Raw genomic sequence first — 1811 nt, forward strand, 5'->3', positions numbered from 1 at the left:
CCGCTACTACGTGTCCATGGACGTGATCCGAAACCGAGATACCGGCGACGAGACCGCGCCGACGCGGCTGGCGGCCGGGATGGTCGAGGACGCGGTGGTGACCGAAATCCGCCGGATCCTGCAAACGCCTGAAGTCGTCACGCAGGTATTGGCGGCGCTGAAAACCAAAACCGCCGACATCTCCGAAGCCGACGCCTTGGGGGCGCTCCACGAGTTCGGCACGCTCTGGGCCCAACTCTTCCCCGCCGAGCAAGCCCGGATCGTTCAGCTCCTTGTCCGGCGCATCACGGTGACGGCCGCCGGGCTCGAGGTGGATATCCGGCGAAAGGGCATCGCCGGGGTCATGCGTGAGATATTCGCGCCGCGCGAGATGGAGGCAGCCGAATGACCAGCTCTAATGACACCATCCGTATTCTGATCCCTCTTAAGGTGCGAAAGAAGAACGGGCGACCGAAGATCTTGCCGCCAGCCGACTATCGGCCCAGCGAAGACCAGACGCAGGATGCGCATGTTTTGCGCGCCATCGGCCGGGCATGGGGATGGCGGCGGCACATGGACGCGGGCGAGTTCGCCACAATCCAGGAACTGGCTGAAGCCGTCGGGTTGGCCGAGCGGCATGTCAGCCGCCAGTTGCGGCTGGCCTATCTGGCGCCGGAGGTTCTGAAGCGGCTGACCTGCGGACGGGAGGCCTCGGCGGTCAGTCTTTACGATCTTTGTTTTCTTGCTGGGGAGACATGGTACGAGCAGCCGACGCGAGTATTTGATTGAGACCAAAAAAGCTCGGTTCGTCGGTTCTCCCGTATCTGTTCTGCCAAGAAATCGACAGCCATCAAATGTTTGCGTCTTTCGACATCTTGATCCGGACAATCTTGCCGAGCCTGGCACAGATGAAATCAACGCGTAGTCCGGTAGCCGAGCTTTTGTCGAGATCCACCACAAAGGAAGGCGCATCGAAGAAATCGTCGAGCTTCAGACTTCCTTTTTTCATCGTCGCCTTTTTCAGAATACCGGTCCGTCGCTTGTTGGAGTCCTGGCGACGAAAGATGAACTTGTAGCGACCGTCCAAGTCCTCGAAGTCATCTAGATCATAGAGGGCGAGCTGAGCTCCGTCCCGCGCTCGGAAAGCCAAGATATTGCCCGTACGCTTTGGGAGCTTTGGTTTTCCTGTCGGACGTTTGTTGTCCGTACACGGGTGTTTTGGCCACGGCCAGCCAAGGTCATCGAAGAAGACTCTTCCACCGTTGGGCGACTGATAGAAAAAGACCGTCTCACCACAAACTGGGCAAGTCGCGTTTGGAACAACATACGAGCGCAGAGAGCGAAAAGGGGAACTATCCGACGATGTACGAGAGACCCGGAAACCCCGACACCAACCACCATTGGTGTGGATCGGCGTCGGGCGCCCATCAACGTACCTGAAAACAATCGGCTCTCCACAAACATCACAGGTCGGCATTCTGGACTTTATATCTTGTTCATCTGGTAATCATCGATCGTCGATGCCCGCTGGTCGGCTCCCCACCGAAGTTCGCTTCAGCGACGTTCTGTCTTCGCCCCTCGAATTCGACGCCCCCCTCGCGCCGATCGGTCAGAAGCACTCGCCGACGCTCGGTCGTGCAATAGCGGAGCTCAGCAATATCGTCGGTCAGCATCGCAAAGAAATCAGCGACTAACGGGTCGTTTTTTTCATCTGTCCTGGGCCCATTCGACATGCCACCAAGCTATGAGCGGAAAGCCTCTTTGTCATCAGTGACTTCTCGCGGTCTTTCGCATCAGCCCGCACAATCACGCCGCCTTCGGGTGTCTCTGTT

At 58.1% G+C, this 1811-nt stretch carries 2 protein-coding genes and 1 pseudogene; 2 read left to right on the forward strand and 1 reads right to left on the reverse strand.

The genetic code is table 11. The features are described 5' to 3' along the window. Positions 1 to 388: pseudogene (locus EP376_RS23120) on the forward strand (recombinase family protein); the annotation flags it as partial. Next, positions 385 to 768 (forward strand): hypothetical protein, encoded by a 384-nt coding sequence (locus EP376_RS22600; RefSeq protein ID WP_127657716.1) that lies wholly within the window; start codon positions 385 to 387, stop codon positions 766 to 768. The pseudogene EP376_RS23120 and the gene EP376_RS22600, both read left to right, overlap by 4 nt. Positions 769 to 829: 61 nt before the next feature. Here the strand turns inward: EP376_RS22600 and EP376_RS22605 are convergent, their stop codons facing one another. Continuing rightward, positions 830 to 1066: a hypothetical protein gene (locus EP376_RS22605; protein WP_127657717.1), complete on the reverse strand. Its 237-nt coding sequence runs from the start codon at positions 1064 to 1066 to the stop codon at positions 830 to 832. Positions 1067 to 1811: the final 745 nt, after the last annotated feature.

The sequence above is a fragment of the Alexandriicola marinus genome (assembly GCF_004000435.1).
GTDB lineage: Bacteria > Pseudomonadota > Alphaproteobacteria > Rhodobacterales > Rhodobacteraceae > Alexandriicola > Alexandriicola marinus.